Raw genomic sequence first — 17,387 nt, forward strand, 5'->3', positions numbered from 1 at the left:
GCCAATGATGAAGAGGATTGTGAGGTAATCGCTTGCGCTCACACAACGAAAGCGTATAATTCCCAGCAATTTGTCTGAGGGGTAGCCATGAAAACGGACGTTGTTATTCACATCTACAACGCAATTCGATTCAATGTAGGTCAGCGTACTGACTTACTGGGCGCGTTATTTTTCCCCTCTCTTGATTTTTAAAGCCTCCCTATTGGGGGGCTTTTTTATGGCTACTAGAAAATTATAGGGAAGACGACCATGGTAAATTCGCTTTATCAAAAGCACATTATTTCGATTCCGGAGCTCTCTCGTGACGAGCTGGAATTGATTGTGAAAACCGCAGGCCAACTCAAAGCGGAACCAAAACCAGAGCTGATTAAGCACAAAGTGGTGGCAAGCTGCTTTTTTGAGCCGTCGACTCGTACTCGTTTGTCTTTTGAAACCGCTATTCAACGCATCGGCGGCAGCGTGATTGGTTTTGATAATGGTGGCAACACGTCACTGGCGAAAAAAGGCGAAACACTGGCCGATTCAGTACAAGTGATCTCCTCTTATGTGGATGCGTTTGTGATGCGCCACCCCCAAGAAGGCGCAGCACGTTTAGCCTCTGAATTTTCAAACGGCGTTCCTGTGATTAACGCTGGCGACGGTGCTAACCAGCACCCAACCCAAACACTGCTTGATTTGTTCACCATTGCCGAAACACAAGGCCGCTTAGATAGCATTAATATCGCCTTTGTTGGCGACTTGAAATATGGCCGTACCGTCCATTCTTTAACCCAAGCTTTGGCTAAATTTAACCACATTCGCTTTTTCTTTGTTGCGCCGGATGCGCTAGCAATGCCTGACTATATTTGCGAAGAGTTAGATGATGCAGGCATTGAGTACAGCCTGCACACCGATATGGAAAGCGTTATTCCACAGTTAGATATTCTGTATATGACGCGCGTCCAAAAAGAGCGCTTTGATGAATCAGAGTACGCGCACATTAAATCGGCGTACATTTTGACAGCCGCCATGCTTGAAGGTGCGCGCGATAACTTAAAAGTGCTGCATCCGCTTCCGCGCGTGGATGAAATCACCGTCGATGTGGACAAAACGAAGCACGCTTACTTCTTCCAACAAGCAGAAAACGGGGTCTACGCCCGTGAAGCTTTGCTGGCGCTTGTGTTAAACGAAACCCTGTAATAAAGGAGCCCCAACCATGACTAAAGAGACTCAATTGCAGGTTGAAGCAATTAAAAACGGCACGGTTATCGACCACATTCCTGCGCAAATCGGTATTAAAGTATTAAAGTTATTCGATATGCACAATTCTCATCAACGTGTCACGATTGGCTTAAATTTACCCTCTTCCGCGCTGGGCGCAAAAGATCTGCTGAAGATTGAAAATGTGTTCATTAATGAGGCCCAAGCCAATAAATTAGCACTTTATGCACCGCATGCGACTGTCAACCAAATCGAAAACTACCAAGTGGTGAAAAAGCTAGCGTTGACACTGCCTGAGCAGATCAATGATGTTTTTGCCTGCCCAAACAGCAACTGTATTTCCCACAATGAACCGGTCGAAAGCAGCTTTAAGGTTTTCGAAAAGAAAAACGATATTCGTTTGAAATGTAAGTATTGTGAGAAAGTTTACTCACGTGAGATTGTGACCGAACGCGAGTCATAATTAACCCCGTTTAAGTCTATCGATGCCTCACTTTAGTGGGGCATTTTGCACTTTACCTGCCGTTTCTTTAAAGGCAAACTGACGCCTACCCTTCCCATAAAAACAGATGGAACACAATCATGACTAAAGTACTTCATACCGAATCCGCTCCTGCCGCAATTGGCCCTTATGTACAAGGTGTCGATCTTGGCAATATGGTGCTAACTTCAGGGCAAATTCCAGTCAACCCAGTCACCGGTGAAGTGTCAGCAGATATCGCAGCGCAGGCTCGTCAATCTCTCGACAACGTAAAAGCCGTGGTGGAGTCTTCTGGCTTAACGGTTTCTGACATCGTAAAAATGACTGTATTTGTTAAAGATCTGAATGATTTTGGCACGGTGAATGAAGTCTACGGTAAATTTTTTGATGAGCATAACGTGGCAAACTACCCTGCGCGTTCATGCGTAGAAGTCGCTCGCTTACCTAAAGATGTGGGTATTGAAATTGAAGCGATTGCGGTACGTAAGTAAGCATTGCTCATAATCAGCACAGTGTAAGCACCACCAGCATGCCACTCTGACGTGAATGTGCTTTTTCAAACCTCGAACCCCGTTCGAGGTTTTTGTTTAATCCAAAAAAAATCAATTTTTACACCTCATACTTGCTACTTTAGGGTTAGTCACCAACACTTATCGTACTTTTGAACCGTTCGAGGTAGTGAGATGCAAGGGATTATCTATACCGTTCTTTCTGATTTAGTCATCGAAAAATTTGGCGCACTGTTTTGGGATCAAATGCTCGAGGATTTAAAACCTAGCTCTCAAGGCATCTACACCGCTGGAGAGCAATACTCCGATGACGAACTGCTTGCAATGGTGGCTTATTTGAGCGAGCAGAAAAACATCCCCACCGATGATTTAGTCCGGCTTTATGGGCAATACCTATTTTCTCGCCTGTACAACAGCCTTCCTGAAAATTATCCAAATAAAAACAATTTATTAGAGTTTTTGATTTCGGTCGATCAAGTGATCCATAAAGAAGTGAAGCGGCTCTACCCCGATGCCTATTTGCCGCAATTTCAATGTAAAAGCGAGGGCGATCGATTAACCATGTATTACACCTCGAAAAGAAAATTGTGCGCTGCGGCAGAAGGACTCATCATCGGCGCTTCAGAACAATTTGGTGAAGAAGTCGAAATCGAGCAGCCCCAATGCATGCATCATGGCGCTTCATTTTGTGAAATTGTTGTCACCTTTAAGGGTAAACATGAGTGAAATAGAGCAATACCAACGCATTTATGAGCGTGAGCGTCAGGCTCGTTTGCTGGCAGAGCGGTTACTGCAAGAAAAAAGCCGCGAGCTCTACGATAAAATTTTAGAGCTGCAAGAGACTCTGGATCAACTTCATAGCGCGCAAGCACAGCTTGTACAATCAGAAAAAATGGCCTCCGTCGGTCTGCTGGCGGCTGGCGTTGCTCATGAGATCAATAACCCAATCGGTTTTTGTCTGAGTAATTTAAATACGCTGCGTGATTACTCTCACACCTATATAGGAATTGTCGCTTTGGTAGCACAGCACAAAGCCGAAATTGCTAACACGGATTTCTACCGCAATTATCAAGATTATTATCAACGACATGATATTGGTTTTGTCGAAAGTGATTTAACTGACATGCTTCAAGAGACTTCGGGTGGATTGCTCCGCGTAAAAGACATTGTCACTAGCCTACAAAGCGTTTCTCACTCCAGTGATGGCCGATTTGTCGAGTGTGAGTTAAATTCGTGTATTGAATCAACGCTACACATGGTCTGGAACCAATTTAAATATACGATGGAGGTCGAGCAGCGATTGGATGAGGCTTTGCCGAAAATCAATGGGATATCAGCAGAGCTACAACAAGTGTTTATGAACCTATTTATTAACGCCTCTCACGCTTGCGAAGCACAAGGAAAGTTAACGATTAGCACAGATTCTGTGGTCGAAAAAGGGAAACGCTGGGTGAGAGTGACAGTGGCAGATAATGGGCATGGCATGAATCAAGACATCATCAACAAGGTGTTTGATCCTTTCTTCACCACCAAACCTGTCGGCGTAGGGACGGGTTTGGGTTTATCGATTTCATACAGTATTGTTGAAAAGCATGGTGGGAAAATGCAGGTCGAATCTGAAGTGGGACAAGGCACCACCTTCATACTTCTTTTTCCCACCATTTAGTAAAGCGGTTACTGACTGCGTGATGTGACTTTCTTACCATCAAGCATCGCCACTTCTTCATCCAGCTGCGCTAATTTGGCCATCATCTGCTCACGGCATAATGTCGCTAATTCCCGTAAATTTTCTTTTCCATATCCTTCAATACTGATCGGTGGCAGCATCTCAACAATCACATGACCATTGTCCCAACGGTTCAGCTTAATATCATTAGTTGAGCTGCAAACGATGGGGATAATCGGTACACCTGCGCCAATTGCCGCATGAAATGCACCCATTTTAAAGGGCAACATGCCACGGCCACGCGAGCGAGTACCTTCTGGAAACATCCACACAGACACATCACTGGTTTTTATGCTATCGACAACTTGATCAATGGTGCCTTTGGCTTTGTTGCGATTGGATCTATCAATTAAAATATTCCCTGCTAACCAATACAACTGACCAAACACAGGTGTCCAAACTAAACTTTTTTTCCCTACTGTCACGACTTTCGGCGTTACCGCCGCAGCAACAGTACACAGATCCCAGTTATTTTGATGATTCGCAATGTAGATGTGCTGGCCGCGTTGATAAGCATCTTCTGGGATACGCAGTTCTAATTTAATACCCATCAATTTTGACATGCGGGCGAATAAACGCCCAAACGTAAATACATGTTTGGGATTACGTGGGCTAAGTAAACAGTAGCCACATCCAAAAACAAACATCACAATGGCAAACAGTGCGACTGCCAATAGACGCAAAAGAGCAATCATTTCAGTTCTCCATGGAACAAAGATAAAAAATGAGCAAGGATAAAAAAGCCGAAACCCAGAGATTTCGGCTCCATTGCATGAGCGAGAGTTTAACTGCTGACTTGAATGCGCTCAATATTAGCGCCAAGAGCCGACAGTTTATCTTCAATTCTTTCGTAACCGCGATCGATATGGTAGATGCGATCGACGATGGTTTCACCTTTTGCGATACAACCGGCAATCACTAGGCTGGCTGAGGCACGTAGATCGGTCGCCATCACCTGCGCGCCACTCAACGATTCCACATCACCACAAATCACGGTATTCCCTTCAATCTCCGCTTTTGCTCCCATACGCATCAGTTCAGGAACGTGCATAAAACGGTTTTCAAAGATGGTTTCAGTGATCTTGCCACCACCTTTTGCCATCATATTGAGTAGGGTAAATTGTGCTTGCATATCGGTTGGAAAGCCAGGATGAGGCGCAGTGCGAATCGAAACCGCCTTAAGCTCTTTTCCGGTCATATCAAGGCTTATCCAGCCCTCGCCTGTTTCAATCTCAGCGCCCGCTTCTTCCAGTTTTGCTAACACGGCCTCTAACAAATGCGAGTGAGTGTTGTGGCAAACAATTTTTCCGCGAGAAACAGCCGCCGCGACTAAAAACGTGCCCGTTTCAATGCGATCAGCCACAACAGCGTGTTTACCACCACCCAAACGTTCAACACCTTCAATGGTAATGGTATCGGTGCCTGCACCGGACACTTTTGCACCCAGCTTATTCAAAAACAGTGCGGTATCGACAATTTCAGGCTCACGCGCAGCGTTGTCGAGCACGGTTGTGCCTTCGGCAAGGGTTGCGGCGCACATAATGGTAATGGTGGCACCCACGCTCACTTTATCCATGACGATGTGTGCACCTTGTAGACGACCTTCGACACTGGCTTTCACGTAGCCATCTTCTAAGGTGATGGTGGCACCAAGCTGCTCTAAACCGTGAATATGCAGATCGACAGGACGAGCGCCAATGGCACAGCCTCCAGGTAGCGAAACTTGGCCATAACCAAAACGAGCCACTAATGGACCGAGAGCCCAAATAGAAGCACGCATGGTTTTGACTAAATCATACGGCGCGCAATATTCATCAATTTGACTAGGATCGACATGAACTGAGCCATTACGTTCGACTTTAGCGCCTAAACGTTTGAGCAGTTCCATTGTGGTATCAATATCGCGAAGGTGTGGCACATTGGCCACTTCTACTGGCTCAGAGGCCAAAATAGACGCAAATAAAATAGGCAGTGCAGCGTTTTTGGCACCTGAAATGGTCACTTCACCTTGAAGAGGTTGTGTTGACCCAATAACTCGAAACTTTTCCATCAATAAACCTTACAGCGACATCAACTTTTTATCACGAGCCCACTCTGTTGGTGTGAACGCTTTAATAGAAAGGGCATGAATGTCGTTTCTTTGAATGTACTCCATCAGTGGAGCATAAATAAGTTGTTGTTTTTTAACGCGACTCATCCCTGCAAAACAAGCATCAACAGCGATAACTTCATAGTGGCTACCTTCACCTTTGACGTGGATCTCTTCAAGGTTTAGTGCTTGTTCTAATAACTGTTGTACTTTTGCGCTATCCACAATGTTCCCCTGCTTAATTCTTTATATGTTGAGCCATTAAACGATCAATGTTGCTCAATTGGAATAGTGTGCGCAGTTGCTCTGGCACGAAACTGAGCATTATATGACAGTTTCGTTTTTTTGCATGCTCTATTAGGTGGATTAACATCACCATTCCGGCAGAGTCTATGCGTTCAACGTTTTTCAGTTCAATCTCAAACTGTGTACTCACCGGGTTCCATTTTTGGATAAACGCCCATAAATCAGGCACATGCTCTCTGTCTAATGCGCCCGACAAAGCCGCAATCGGCATATCAGTTTGATGCCACTGCGGATGAATCATTGCGCTTTACCTTCAAAACGGATCGGCTGATCCGCCAATTGTTGCAGTTCATTGGCAACCGCTAAGATGCCATCTTGGCGAATTTTACCGCTCCATTCAGATTGCTTACTGGAGAGCAAACTCACTCCTTCTGCAATCATATCAAAGACTTGCCATTCACCACTTTTCTCTTTGCGCAATTTAAACTCAAGTTTGATGTTCGGTCGTGGCGTATCAATAATATCCACCTTCACGCTGGTAATGCGTTTATCATCCGACACCGCCTGTTCAGGCTCGAACTCAATAATTTGGTTACTGTATTGAGTCAATACTTGCGCGTATGCACTGACAAGATAGGCACGAAATGCGGTGATGAATGTGGCGACATCTTCACGCTTGGCCCCTTTTAAGTTTGGCCCCAATAACTTCAGTGCCGCATACTGCTCATTGACGTAAGGCATCAGTTCTTGTTCCACGATCTCTTTCAAATATTCAGGATGGTGGTGAATCGCTTCTTGTTCGGCTTTCAAACGAGTAAATGCCGTTTCAGACACCTGCTTCATCATGGTATAGGGCTGGGTTTTATCCACATTGGCCGCTTGCACAAACATAGCGGCAAAGAGGGTAAATACAAAAATCAACGTCCGTTTAAACACTGTTTTTATAAACACGGTTGTCACTCCTTACCTTTTTCTTGTGAGCCACCACCGACGCTATACAGCACTTGGCCAATCAAATCTTCTAATACGAGGGCGGATTTTGTGTCTTCAATTAAGTCGCCCTCTTTTAACATCTGTTCATCTTCAAAGACAAAACCGGGCACAAGCCCAATGTACTGCTCGCCAATCAATCCAGAAGTTAGAATTTGCACACTCGACGTTTCTGGAAATTGATCATATTGACTGTTAATAGCCATAGTAACCACAGGCAGCAAACTCTCTCTATCGAGTTTAATCTCGGCCACTCGCCCAACGACTACACCACCCACTTTGACTGGCGAGCGCACTTTTAAACTACCGATATTGTCAAATTCAGCTTTCAGTTGGTAAGTATGGTTGGAACCCAACCCTTTTACGTCAGCGACCTGAAAAATCATCACTAGAATTGCGCAAATTCCAGCAAGGACAAAGCTACCGACCCAAAGTTCTATTTTTCGTGTTTGCTGCATGATTAATTCCCAAACATCAATGCGGTGAGTACAAAGTCTAGCCCTAATACAGCTAAAGATGAATGCACTACGGTTCTTGTGGTGGCACGGCTAATACCTTCCGAGGTTGGAATAGCATCGTAACCGTTAAACAGTGCAATCCAAGTCACTGTGATGGCAAACATCACGCACTTGATCATACTGTTGCCAATATCTTGCCCTAGCTCTACCGATGACTGCATCGCAGACCAAAAACTGCCGTGATCAATCCCTTTCCAATCCACGCCAACAAGCTGGCCTCCCCAAATGCCGACCGCCATAAAAATCATCGCTAGCAACGGCATTGATATTAGCCCAGCCCAAAAGCGAGGAGCGATAATACGTTTGAGCGGATCAACCGCCATCATCTCTAAACTGGAAAGCTGCTCGGTGGCTTTCATCAGGCCGATCTCAGCGGTAAGTGCAGAACCAGCACGCCCAGCAAACAGCAGCGCAGTTACCACGGGCCCAAGTTCACGCAATAAAGAGAGCGCGACCATCTGCCCAAGGCTACCTTCCGCGCCGTAATCGACCAAAATCACATAGCCTTGCAGGCTCAACACCATGCCAATGAACAAGCCAGAAACGACAATAATCGCCAGCGACTGAACACCAACACTGTAGAGCTGCTTCACTAACAATGGAAAATTCTGAATAGGCCGTGGGCGGCTCACTAATGCGCCAAACAGCATCAAGCTCGCTTTGCCAAAGGCTTGGCAAAATTCGAGCGTACGGCGACCGAGCCCTTCAATCCAGTCAGTCAATGTAGACATCATGAGAATAAATCCTTTTCTAGGCTTTGCGCTGGAAAGCGAAATGGTACAGGGCCATCAGCCTCGCCTTGTAAAAATTGTTGTACGCGAGGATCGCTATTTTGGTAAAGATCGTTTGGCGTTCCTTTGGCAATCACTTTGCCGTCAGCCAGCAAATAAACCCAATCGGCAATGCTCATCACTTCAGGAACATCATGAGAGACCACTATCGAGGTCACCCCTAAAGCTTGATTCAAATTGCGGATCAATTCCACCAGCACGCCCATGGTGATCGGGTCTTGCCCCACAAACGGCTCATCATACATGATCAGTTCCGGATCCAGCGCAATCGCGCGCGCTAATGCAGCCCTTCTTGCCATGCCACCGGATAATTCGCTCGGCATGAGCAAGGCGGCACCGCGCAGACCAACCGCTTCTAATTTTAGTAAAACTAATGTCTTAATCAGCGATTCATCTAATTGAGTGTGTTCACGTAAAGGGAAAGCCACATTATCGAACACATTTAAATCGGTAAATAACGCGCCCGACTGAAACAACATGCTCATTTTTTTACGAGCTTGATACAGCTTTTTGCGACTGAGCATCGGGATGTTTTGTTTGTCGAACCAAATCTCACCTTGTTCAGGAAACAGTTGTCCGCCAATAAGACGTAGCAAAGTGGTTTTACCAATACCCGATGGCCCCATAATGGCGGTAATTTTTCCTTGCGGAACGCTGAGACTCACGTCATCGAAAATCTTCCGTCCTGAACGGGAGAAGGTTAAATTCTTGATTGTGACAAGATCGTTGATTGGCATCATGAGTGTTTCACTATTGTTGTCCGCCCCAAAATGATGGGCAATCATAAGCATAACGTTCTAAAATTAAAAGCACTGTTCAATTACATCCTAAAGTAAAGCATCATCTTTCGCCAAAACAATCTTCCGGTCATTTATTGATGGATAGCTAACTAAACCATGAATTGAACGTAATTAATTGGATCTTCAGCTTCCCTTTTCGCAACCAACACGTCAAAATTAGCGGTTAATTGCATCATTTTTTCACTCATTTCATTAATTAGGTATCATCATGATCGAAGCGGTAGCGTTTCTCATTGTAGGTTTGGTGTTTTTAGTCTGGAGCGCTGACAAGTTAGTCTTTGGTTCTGCCGCGCTTGCTCGCAACTTCGGCATCTCGCCATTAGTGATCGGCATGACTATTTTAGCAATGGGATCATCAGCACCAGAGATGATGGTATCGGCAACGGCCGCTTTGGATGGGAAAACCGATACTGCCGTCGGTAACGTGCTCGGTTCTAACATCGCTAACATTGCTTTGATCTTGGGTATTACAGCACTCATCAAACCGCTTTCCGTCAGTTCTGCGGTACTCCGCCGTGAACTGCCGCTGATGATTGCGGTCACACTACTTGCTGGTGCGTTATTGTGGGATAACCACTTAGGATTCTATGAAGGTGTGTTGCTGTTTGCACTTTTCGCCGTGTTTATCATTGCGATGCTCCGCATTAGCCGTAACGAGCAAAAACATGGTGACGCGCTGCTTACCGAGCAGGAATCTGAAATACCGCAGGGCGTGAGCAACGCAAAAGCGGCTATTTGGGTAGTGATTGGGCTTATCATTCTGCCGATTGCTGCCAGCGTGTTAGTCGATAACGCCGTCATTATCGCTAAGTTTTTTGGCATGAGCGACTTGGTAATTGGCCTGACGATCATCGCTGTTGGGACCAGCTTGCCAGAATTGGCCGCCTCACTCACAAGTGTGTTGAAAGGCGAAGATGATATGGCTGTGGGCAACATTATTGGCTCGAACGTATTCAATATTCTTGCCGTGATGGGCTTACCCGGCATTCTTAATCCATCGATACTCAGTGAGCATGCGATGGGACGCGATTTTTGGGTGATGCTTGGCGTATCTCTGCTACTGGTTGCCATGGCTTTAGGGAAATCGCGTAGTATTAACCGTATTGAGGGAGGCGTGCTCTTCCTCACTTTTATCGGATACCAAGCTTATCTACTTATGAATATGACCGCTTAACCCAAACTCGGAGTATCGAATGTCGAATCAGTTTGATTATCGCAGTGTTGCACAGCAAGTTCTCGCCACCGAAATGGCGGCTTTACAGCAGCTAGAGCAATACTTTGACGACTCATTTTGCCAAGCGTGTGAAATGATCATTGCCAATGATCACGGCAAAGTGGTGGTGATGGGTATGGGTAAATCAGGCCATATCGGTAAAAAAATTGCCGCGACCTTAGCCAGTACTGGCACTTCGGCATTTTTCGTACATCCAGGAGAAGCGGCGCACGGTGATCTTGGTATGATCGAGCGTGGCGACATCGTAATTGCCATTTCAAACTCTGGCGAATCCTCGGAAATTTTATCGCTGTTTACTGTGCTAAAACGGCTCAATATCCGCATCATTAGCATGACAGGTAACCCGTCATCGAATATGGCAAAGTTGGCCGATCTTCATTTGCAAATCACTGTCCCACAAGAGGCATGCCCGCTTGGCCTTGCGCCAACCTCCAGCACCACAGCAACGCTAGTGATGGGCGATGCGTTAGCCGTCGCACTCTTGCAAGCACGCGGCTTTACCGCTGAAGATTTTGCGCTGTCTCATCCCGGTGGGGCTTTAGGGCGAAAATTGTTGCTCAAGCTCTCTGATATCATGCACATTGGCGATGCACTACCAACAGTGCAACCAAACGCATTGATCCGCGATGCCTTACTTGAGATCAGCCAAAAAGGGTTGGGGATGACCGCGGTAGTAGACAGTAACATGCAGCTTATTGGCATCTTTACTGATGGCGATTTACGCCGCATCTTAGACAAACGAATCGATATTCACAGCGCGGCAATCAGCGAAGTGATGACGCAAAACCCAACGGTAGCAAGCCCTAACATGCTCGCGGTCGAAGGGCTAAACCTAATGCAAGATAAACGAATCAATGGCTTGATGCTGTGCGAAAATGGCACATTGGTCGGTGCATTAAACATGCACGATTTGCTCAAAGCAGGAGTGATGTGATGACCATGATTGATACACTCTACGGCCCTGTCTCACTGCCTATTCTCGACATAGCTAAGCAGATAAAACTGCTGATCTGCGATGTGGATGGCGTCTTCTCTGATGGCTTAGTTTATATGGGCAATCAAGGCGAAGAGCTAAAAACCTTCCACACTCGAGATGGCTACGGCATAAAATCATTGATGAATGCTGGCATTGAAGTGGCGATCATTACAGGTAGGCAGTCAAAAATTGTCGAAAACCGTATGGCCGTATTAGGCATTACACTGGTTTATCAAGGTCAAGATGACAAGGTCAAAGCCTATAACGACATTTGTCGCCAGCTCAATATTGCCCCAGAACACACAGGGTATATCGGTGATGACTTGATTGATTGGCCGGTAATGGAAAAAGTCGCGCTGAAAGTCTGTGTCGCGGATGGTCACCCGCTATTAGTTAAACGCGCAAACTACGTGACCCATATAAAAGGTGGGCATGGCGCTGTACGCGAAGTGTGTGATTTGATTTTGCAAGCTCGCGGTGAGTTAGATGTGCACAAAGGCTTAAGTGTATGAGTTTATCTCGTGTCCTCTATGTGATACTGATTTTTATCGCATCGTGGTCAGCCTATTACTTGTTCGATAAAGAACAAAATACCGATATACAAGTTGCTCCGAACTTGGAGTTACCGTCGTTTAGTGGAAAAAATCTCGACAACACCACCTATAACGAGCAAGGTATCCGCAGTTACATCATTCAATCGACGCATCTGGATCATTACGCAAAAAGTGGCGACACCATTTTCGAGTACCCGATACTCAAAGTCTTCCGTGATGGTATTTTGCAAGAGTGGGAGATTACCGCCAAACGCGGCGTACTCGATGAAGAACAAGTACTCACACTGTATGACGACGTACTGGCAAAAAACCTATTAGCAGATTCTGGTTTTGATACGCTTTCAACCATTAAGATGAGCATTCAACTCAATAATCGCGATTTTTGGGCCGATAATCAGGTCGATTTGGTTGGGCCACAATTCGAAACACAAGGACAAGCGATGAAAGGCAACTTTGCCGACAATACCGCTATTCTTTATAACCATGTACAAGGTAGATATGAAACTCTCACACCTTAGTCTTATTGCTTGTTTAGCGATTTCTGGTCACGCATTGGCATTGTCCACCGATAATGCTCAACCGGTTTACATCGATTCTGACAGCCAACAGCTCGACATGAAAAGCAACAAAGTGACTTTCCTTGGTGATGTCAAACTCAAACAAGGCAGTATCAGTATCAACGCCGACAAAGTGATTGTAACCCGTGATGCAAAAGATGGCTCCATTCAAGAAATTGAAGGATATGGCAACCTCGCCACTTTTTCGCAATTAACCGATGATGGCAAAACCTTGTATGGTGAGGCGAAAGAGCTCTATTACAAATTGGCCGATGATCAGTTGACGATGATCGATCAAGCCATGTTGTCACAAGATGATAGCATCATCCGTGGTACGAAAATTCGCTACAAAATTTCGTCACAGAAGCTGATGGCTGATGGTAACTCTAACGAGCGAGTATCGACCGTGCTTCAACCGCAAGCCACTACGACACAAGAATAATTATGGCCATACTTAAAGCAGAACATTTAGCGAAAAGCTATAAAAAACGCAAAGTCGTCTCTGACGTCAGCTTGCAAGTAGAATCGGGGCAGATTGTTGGCTTACTCGGCCCTAACGGCGCAGGAAAAACCACATCGTTTTACATGATCGTCGGCCTTGTCGCTCGTGATGAAGGTAAGATCAGCATTGATGATCACGACATCAGCATTTTACCCATGCACAGTCGCTCACGCTTAGGGATCGGCTACTTACCTCAAGAAGCGTCTATTTTCCGAAAATTATCGGTCGAAGATAACATCATGGCGGTACTTGAAACCCGTGAATCGATGACCCGTGAAGAGCGCCAAGATAAACTCGAAGATCTACTAGAAGAATTTCACATTCAACATATCCGCCATAGTGCGGGAATGGCGCTATCGGGTGGTGAACGTCGCCGAGTTGAAATTGCCCGCGCTCTTGCCGCAAACCCACAATTTATTTTGCTTGATGAACCCTTTGCAGGGGTCGACCCCATTTCCGTTATCGACATTAAAAAGATCATCCAACACCTGCGAGATCGTGGCTTAGGCGTTTTAATCACAGACCACAACGTTCGAGAAACATTGGACGTCTGTGAAAAAGCCTATATTGTAAGCCAGGGTCGTTTGATCGCAGAAGGTACACCACATGACGTGCTCAATAATGAAGAGGTAAAACAAGTTTATCTCGGTGAACAATTCCGTCTATGATTAAGTAGAGAGTGACATCAATTCTAAAAATAATAAGGTAACTGGCACTGAATGAAACCCTCATTACAACTGAAGCTCGGCCAACAATTAGCGATGACACCGCAGTTACAACAAGCCATTCGTTTGTTGCAACTCTCCACATTGGAACTCCAGCAAGAGATCCAAGAGGCTCTAGAGTCTAATCCATTATTGGATGTTGAAGAGGCCTATGAAGAGAATGCCACCGCTGATGTTCATAGCATCAATGAGGAGAAAGAAGCCAGTGCTGAGGTGTTAGATATTGAGCCACAAGACAGCTCTGACTTAATTGAAAAATCCGAAATCAGCAGCGAGCTTGAGATCGACACCACATGGGATGATGTCTACAGCGCGAACACAGGCAGCACAGGGATCGCCCTTGATGATGACATGCCCGTGTACCAAGGTGAAACAACGCAAACCCTGCAAGATTATCTACTGTGGCAATTAGATCTCACACCGTTTAGCGACACAGACCGCAGCATTGCTCTTGCCTTGATTGACGCCATCGATGACTACGGTTATCTCACCGTTTCTTTGGATGATATTTTAGAAAGCTTTGCCGATGAAAATATTGAGCTTGATGAAATTGAAGCCGTTCGTAAACGTGTTCAGCAGTTTGATCCCCTCGGTGTGGCTTCAGTCAACCTTCAAGACTGCCTGCTTTTACAATTAGCGACCTACCCTGCCAGTACCCCTTGGTTAGAAGAAGCTAAACAGCTGCTGATCCAACATATTGATCTGCTCGGCAATCGTGACTACAAGTTGATCATCAAAGAAACCAAGTTAAAAGAAGAAGATCTGCGAGAGGTATTGCAGCTCATTCAACAACTTGACCCAAGACCGGGAAATAATATTTCAACCGAGCACGCCGAATACGTTGTGCCTGACGTGTCTGTTTACAAAGATCACGGCAAATGGGTGGTAACAATAAACCCAGATAGCGTACCAAAACTTAAGATAAATCAACAATATGCAGCATTAGGCAAAGGTAACAGTGCCGATAGCAACTACATTCGCAGCAATTTGCAAGAAGCAAAATGGCTTATTAAGAGTTTAGAAAGTAGAAACGAGACACTGCTCAAAGTTGCCAAGTGTATTGTTGAACATCAACGTGATTTCTTTGAGTATGGTGAAGAGGCGATGAAGCCAATGGTACTCAATGACGTTGCTTTAGCGGTAGAAATGCATGAATCCACCATATCAAGGGTGACAACGCAGAAGTACATGCATACTCCGCGTGGTATTTTCGAATTGAAATACTTCTTCTCCAGCCATGTCAGTACCGACAGCGGGGGAGAGTGTTCATCGACTGCAATACGAGCACTGATTAAAAAACTGGTGGCCGCTGAAAATACAGCCAAACCATTAAGTGACAGTAAAATTGCAGATCTACTGGCTGACCAAGGGATTCAGGTAGCTAGACGGACGATAGCTAAATACCGTGAATCGTTGGGCATTGCTCCATCGAGTCAGCGCAAACGCCTACTGTAAGGCACAAAACAGAGAAGGAAAGTCTATGCAAATCAACATTAATGCCCATCACATTGATCTGACCGATTCAATGCAAGACTATGTAAACTCGAAGTTTCAAAAACTTGAGCGATTTTTTGACCATATCAATAACGTACAGGTTGTTTTACGTGTTGAAAAAGTACAACAGATCGCTGAAGCTACGCTCCACATAAATCAAGGTGATATCCACGCCGTGGCCGACAATGAAAATATGTATGCTGCCATTGACAGTTTAGTGGATAAACTCGTAAGACAACTCAACAAGCATAAAGAAAAGCTAAGTAGTCATTAATCATGCAATTAAGCGAAGTACTCTCATTGGACTGCACGAAAAGTGCGGTCCAATGCACCAGTAAAAAAAGAGCCCTAGAAATCATTAGCGAAATCGCTGCTGAGTATTCAGGTCAAAATTCCACCGAGCTGTTTGAATGCATGCTCAGCCGAGAAAAAATGGGCAGTACTGGTATTGGTAATGGCATCGCCATTCCTCATGCAAGAATGACCAACAGTGATCGTGCCATTGCCGTTTTGCTGCAGTGTGAAGAACCGATTGAGTTTGATGCTATTGATAATCGACCTGTCGATCTACTATTTGCGTTGCTCGTTCCTGAAGAGCAGTGCAAAGAGCATTTAAAAACGCTCGCTTGTATGGCCGAGCGCCTCAATGACAAACAAGTTTTAAAACAGCTTCGAAGTGCACAAAGCGATCAAGAGCTGTACGACATCATGACTAACCAATAGCCACCGAGCCGAAACTATGCGTTTAATCGTTGTGAGTGGTCAATCAGGCGCAGGGAAAAGCGTTGCTTTACGAGTACTGGAGGATCTCGGCTACTATTGTGTCGATAACCTTCCCGTCAACTTGTTGGATGCGTTTATTCAATCAGTCCAAGGCAGCAAACAAAATGTCGCGGTGAGTATTGATATCCGTAACTTGCCCCAAGAGCCTAGTTTGGTTGCGGATGTTTTAGAGCAGCTAAAACAGAATAACGACGTGAGTGTGCTGTTTCTCGATGCCAGTAAAGAGACACTACTCAAGCGCTACAGCGAAACGCGTCGTATCCATCCTCTCTCATTAAACGCCGATAAACCTTCACTTGCGCAAGCGATTGAATTGGAAAAGTCGCTGCTTGCGCCGCTCAAAGAGCAAGCCGATTTAGTGCTCGATAGCAGTAATCAATCGTTGCATGAGTTGAGCGAAACCGTACGCATGCGAATTGAAGGACGTGAGCGCAAAGATCTGGTGATGGTCTTTCAGTCTTTTGGCTTCAAATATGGACTACCCAGCGATGCAGACTACGTGTTTGATGTGCGTTTTTTACCCAACCCACATTGGGAACCCGATCTTCGCCCATTAACTGGCCTGGATGCACCAATTAAGTCGTTTCTTGAACGCCATAGTGAAGTAATTGAACTTAAACAACAAATTCAAAAGTTTGTTGAATACTGGCTGCCGATGCTCGAAAAAAACAACCGCAGTTATCTCACAATTGCGATTGGTTGCACCGGTGGTAAGCACCGCTCCGTTTACCTGACTCAACAGCTTGGCGAGTACTTTGCTCAATTAGGTCACCAAGTACAGATACGCCATACATCATTAGAAAAACAGCAATAGGAGCGATGGTATGCCACTATTAAGTAAAACGGTTTTAATCCAAAATCGCTTGGGCCTTCATGCTCGTGCAGCCGTTAAGCTGGTTGAACTGTCGCAATCTTTTGATGCGGTGGTCACCATTCAAAGTGAAGAAGGAAAAGAAGCCACTGCAGACAGTGTGATGGGTTTATTGATGCTCGAATCCGCACAAGGTCAATACATCACCATCAATGCTGAAGGCTCACAAGCAGAGCCTGCTTTGCAAGCGGTTAGTTCGCTGATTGAACATAAATTCGATGAAGACGAGTAAGCACAAGGCTTACACTCCACTCTCCCACAGACAGCGCATGCGCGCCCCTGATAGTCAAAATAAATTCAGTGCTTAATAAGAACTTATTAAATAAGGCCTAGAATTAAGT

Annotated in this window: 24 protein-coding genes; 16 read left to right on the forward strand and 8 right to left on the reverse strand. The window is 45.4% G+C overall.

Features of this window, described 5'->3' with window-relative positions:
• Positions 1-249: 249 nt before the first annotated feature.
• The 5 genes from pyrB (at position 250) to AACT21_RS12660 (ending at position 3,856) form a co-directional block, all read left to right on the forward strand.
• Complete coding sequence (gene pyrB, locus AACT21_RS12640; protein WP_088732868.1) at positions 250-1,179, forward strand: aspartate carbamoyltransferase; 930 nt, start codon at positions 250-252, stop codon at positions 1,177-1,179.
• Positions 1,180-1,195: 16 nt separating this feature from the next.
• Positions 1,196-1,663, forward strand: a complete 468-nt coding sequence (pyrI, locus tag AACT21_RS12645; protein WP_010318833.1) for an aspartate carbamoyltransferase regulatory subunit — start codon at positions 1,196-1,198, stop codon at positions 1,661-1,663.
• Positions 1,664-1,782: 119 nt separating this feature from the next.
• Positions 1,783-2,172, forward strand: coding sequence for a RidA family protein (locus AACT21_RS12650; protein WP_094164539.1), 390 nt, complete (start codon positions 1,783-1,785; stop codon positions 2,170-2,172).
• Positions 2,173-2,364: 192 nt separating this feature from the next.
• Positions 2,365-2,916, forward strand: a complete 552-nt coding sequence (locus AACT21_RS12655) for a heme NO-binding domain-containing protein (RefSeq protein ID WP_013855985.1) — start codon at positions 2,365-2,367, stop codon at positions 2,914-2,916.
• Positions 2,909-3,856 carry a sensor histidine kinase gene (locus AACT21_RS12660; RefSeq protein ID WP_017049799.1) on the forward strand — a complete coding sequence of 316 codons (948 nt, stop codon included), beginning with the start codon at positions 2,909-2,911 and terminating at the stop codon, positions 3,854-3,856. Before AACT21_RS12655 ends, AACT21_RS12660 begins: the two co-directional genes overlap by 8 nt.
• Positions 3,857-3,864: 8 nt before the next feature.
• Here the strand turns inward: AACT21_RS12660 and AACT21_RS12665 are convergent, their stop codons facing one another.
• The 8 genes from AACT21_RS12665 to mlaF all read right to left on the reverse strand — a co-directional run bounded on the left by AACT21_RS12665 (position 3,865) and on the right by mlaF (position 9,287).
• Positions 3,865-4,611, reverse strand: a complete 747-nt coding sequence (locus AACT21_RS12665) for a 1-acylglycerol-3-phosphate O-acyltransferase (RefSeq protein WP_013855983.1) — start codon at positions 4,609-4,611, stop codon at positions 3,865-3,867.
• 89 nt (positions 4,612-4,700) lie between these two features.
• A complete protein-coding gene (gene murA / locus AACT21_RS12670) occupies positions 4,701-5,966 on the reverse strand; it encodes a UDP-N-acetylglucosamine 1-carboxyvinyltransferase (protein ID WP_026029130.1) in 1,266 nt (421 codons plus the stop codon).
• A gap of 9 nt (positions 5,967-5,975) precedes the next feature.
• On the reverse strand, positions 5,976-6,230 hold the full coding sequence (gene ibaG / locus AACT21_RS12675; RefSeq protein ID WP_013855981.1) for a BolA family iron metabolism protein IbaG: 255 nt from the start codon (positions 6,228-6,230) through the stop codon (positions 5,976-5,978).
• A gap of 13 nt (positions 6,231-6,243) precedes the next feature.
• Entirely contained in the window at positions 6,244-6,552 is a 309-nt protein-coding gene (locus tag AACT21_RS12680) for an STAS domain-containing protein (protein ID WP_010318828.1), read from the reverse strand.
• Positions 6,549-7,187, reverse strand: coding sequence for a phospholipid-binding protein MlaC (gene mlaC, locus AACT21_RS12685; RefSeq protein ID WP_017049797.1), 639 nt, complete (start codon positions 7,185-7,187; stop codon positions 6,549-6,551). The genes AACT21_RS12680 and mlaC overlap by 4 nt, the downstream gene beginning before the upstream one ends.
• Positions 7,188-7,207: 20 nt before the next feature.
• Entirely contained in the window at positions 7,208-7,699 is a 492-nt protein-coding gene (gene mlaD, locus AACT21_RS12690; RefSeq protein WP_010318826.1) for an outer membrane lipid asymmetry maintenance protein MlaD, read from the reverse strand.
• A gap of 2 nt (positions 7,700-7,701) precedes the next feature.
• Positions 7,702-8,493, reverse strand: coding sequence for a lipid asymmetry maintenance ABC transporter permease subunit MlaE (gene mlaE, locus AACT21_RS12695; RefSeq protein WP_013855979.1), 792 nt, complete (start codon positions 8,491-8,493; stop codon positions 7,702-7,704).
• Complete coding sequence (gene mlaF / locus AACT21_RS12700) at positions 8,490-9,287, reverse strand: phospholipid ABC transporter ATP-binding protein MlaF (RefSeq protein ID WP_026029128.1); 798 nt, start codon at positions 9,285-9,287, stop codon at positions 8,490-8,492. The genes mlaE and mlaF overlap by 4 nt, the downstream gene beginning before the upstream one ends.
• Before the next feature lie 271 nt (positions 9,288-9,558).
• On the opposite strand from mlaF, the gene AACT21_RS12705 reads away from it, so the two are divergent.
• Genes AACT21_RS12705 through AACT21_RS12755 form a run of 11 tightly spaced genes read left to right on the forward strand, consistent with a single transcriptional unit; the run spans position 9,559 to position 17,278 of the window.
• Positions 9,559-10,524: a calcium/sodium antiporter gene (locus AACT21_RS12705; RefSeq protein WP_094164540.1), complete on the forward strand. Its 966-nt coding sequence runs from the start codon at positions 9,559-9,561 to the stop codon at positions 10,522-10,524.
• Positions 10,525-10,543: 19 nt separating this feature from the next.
• Complete coding sequence (gene kdsD / locus AACT21_RS12710) at positions 10,544-11,518, forward strand: arabinose-5-phosphate isomerase KdsD (protein WP_017046458.1); 975 nt, start codon at positions 10,544-10,546, stop codon at positions 11,516-11,518.
• Positions 11,515-12,072 (forward strand): 3-deoxy-manno-octulosonate-8-phosphatase KdsC, encoded by a 558-nt coding sequence (gene kdsC / locus AACT21_RS12715; protein ID WP_094124238.1) that lies wholly within the window; start codon positions 11,515-11,517, stop codon positions 12,070-12,072. Before kdsD ends, kdsC begins: the two co-directional genes overlap by 4 nt.
• Positions 12,069-12,632, forward strand: a complete 564-nt coding sequence (gene lptC / locus AACT21_RS12720) for an LPS export ABC transporter periplasmic protein LptC (RefSeq protein ID WP_013855973.1) — start codon at positions 12,069-12,071, stop codon at positions 12,630-12,632. The genes kdsC and lptC overlap by 4 nt, the downstream gene beginning before the upstream one ends.
• Complete coding sequence (lptA, locus tag AACT21_RS12725) at positions 12,613-13,113, forward strand: lipopolysaccharide transport periplasmic protein LptA (RefSeq protein ID WP_013855972.1); 501 nt, start codon at positions 12,613-12,615, stop codon at positions 13,111-13,113. Before lptC ends, lptA begins: the two co-directional genes overlap by 20 nt.
• A 2-nt stretch (positions 13,114-13,115) precedes the next feature.
• Positions 13,116-13,841: an LPS export ABC transporter ATP-binding protein gene (gene lptB / locus AACT21_RS12730; RefSeq protein WP_013855971.1), complete on the forward strand. Its 726-nt coding sequence runs from the start codon at positions 13,116-13,118 to the stop codon at positions 13,839-13,841.
• Between the two features lie 51 nt (positions 13,842-13,892).
• Positions 13,893-15,353: an RNA polymerase factor sigma-54 gene (locus AACT21_RS12735; protein ID WP_013855970.1), complete on the forward strand. Its 1,461-nt coding sequence runs from the start codon at positions 13,893-13,895 to the stop codon at positions 15,351-15,353.
• 25 nt (positions 15,354-15,378) lie between these two features.
• On the forward strand, positions 15,379-15,666 hold the full coding sequence (gene hpf, locus AACT21_RS12740) for a ribosome hibernation promoting factor (protein ID WP_013855969.1): 288 nt from the start codon (positions 15,379-15,381) through the stop codon (positions 15,664-15,666).
• A gap of 2 nt (positions 15,667-15,668) precedes the next feature.
• Positions 15,669-16,115 carry a PTS IIA-like nitrogen regulatory protein PtsN gene (gene ptsN / locus AACT21_RS12745; RefSeq protein WP_013855968.1) on the forward strand — a complete coding sequence of 149 codons (447 nt, stop codon included), beginning with the start codon at positions 15,669-15,671 and terminating at the stop codon, positions 16,113-16,115.
• Between the two features lie 16 nt (positions 16,116-16,131).
• Positions 16,132-16,989, forward strand: coding sequence for an RNase adapter RapZ (gene rapZ, locus AACT21_RS12750; RefSeq protein WP_010318814.1), 858 nt, complete (start codon positions 16,132-16,134; stop codon positions 16,987-16,989).
• A gap of 10 nt (positions 16,990-16,999) precedes the next feature.
• Positions 17,000-17,278, forward strand: a complete 279-nt coding sequence (locus AACT21_RS12755; protein WP_013855967.1) for an HPr family phosphocarrier protein — start codon at positions 17,000-17,002, stop codon at positions 17,276-17,278.
• Positions 17,279-17,387 lie beyond the last annotated feature (109 nt).

It is taken from the genome of Vibrio sp. V08_P9A1T1, from assembly GCF_963874405.1.
Taxonomy (GTDB): Bacteria; Pseudomonadota; Gammaproteobacteria; order Enterobacterales; family Vibrionaceae; genus Vibrio; species Vibrio anguillarum.